The organism is Devosia riboflavina (genome assembly GCF_000743575.1).
Taxonomy (GTDB): domain Bacteria; phylum Pseudomonadota; class Alphaproteobacteria; order Rhizobiales; family Devosiaceae; genus Devosia; species Devosia riboflavina.
Genome location: NZ_JQGC01000075.1, coordinates 1 through 770 on the forward strand (window position 1 = coordinate 1; position 770 = coordinate 770).

General features: G+C 62.7%; 1 protein-coding gene and 1 pseudogene. One reads left to right on the forward strand and one right to left on the reverse strand.

Annotation, left to right across the window (positions count from 1 at the left end; genetic code table 11):
• Positions 1-180, reverse strand: a pseudogene (locus tag JP75_RS24740) (hypothetical protein); the annotation flags it as partial.
• 212 nt (positions 181-392) lie between these two features.
• On the opposite strand from JP75_RS24740, the gene JP75_RS24745 reads away from it, so the two are divergent.
• On the forward strand, positions 393-770 hold a 378-nt coding region (locus JP75_RS24745; RefSeq protein ID WP_035087929.1), incomplete at its 3' end, for a 2-dehydropantoate 2-reductase N-terminal domain-containing protein.

Sequence of the window (770 nt, forward strand, 5' to 3'; positions counted from 1 at the left end):
GTCGGTCACGTCCGTTTGCGTCGCGCCCGCAGGACCGCGCTTGGCAAGGAACAGCAGCACGCGACCGCGTGCGGCCGTGAGTCCCATTTCCCGCAATTGGGCATCGAAGTGAGTCTGCAGGGCTCGCGCGGTCCCAGCCAGGGCCGTGATGAGACCCTGCCGCAGCGTAAGGTCGGTCATTTGTTAGGAATCCACTATGTAGGGGGCTACATATATGTGTGCTTAGATATAGTCGGCTCTCGCCACCTGTCCAGTGCGTGCCATGCGGATCAGGCATGCGCGGACGCAATGCCGCAGGCGTGCAGTGTCCAGGGAGAGCCGCATCACAACGTCGTCGCTTCGACATCGATTCGGCTCTATCGTGCCGACTCCTGCGATGGAGGGGTGCCAGAATGCGCATCGCGATGATTGGGTCCGGATATGTAGGTCTGGTGAGCGGCGCGTGTTTTGCCGATTTCGGTCACGACGTCGTCTGCGTCGACACGGACATCGCCAAGGTCGAGGCACTGCGCCAGGGCGAGATTCCAATCTATGAGCCGGGTTTGAGCAGCATCGTCGCCGCCAACACTGCCGCCGGTCGGCTGGTTTTCACGACGGATCTGACCGCTGCCGTCTCGCAGGCCGAAATCGTCTTCATCGCCGTCGGCACGCCGTCGCGGCGCGGGGATGGTCATGCCGATCTCTCGTTCGTTTACGCCGCCGCTCGCGACGTCGCCGAGGCTCTCGATGGCTTCACTGTGGTTGTGACCAAGTCGACCGTTCCAGTCGGC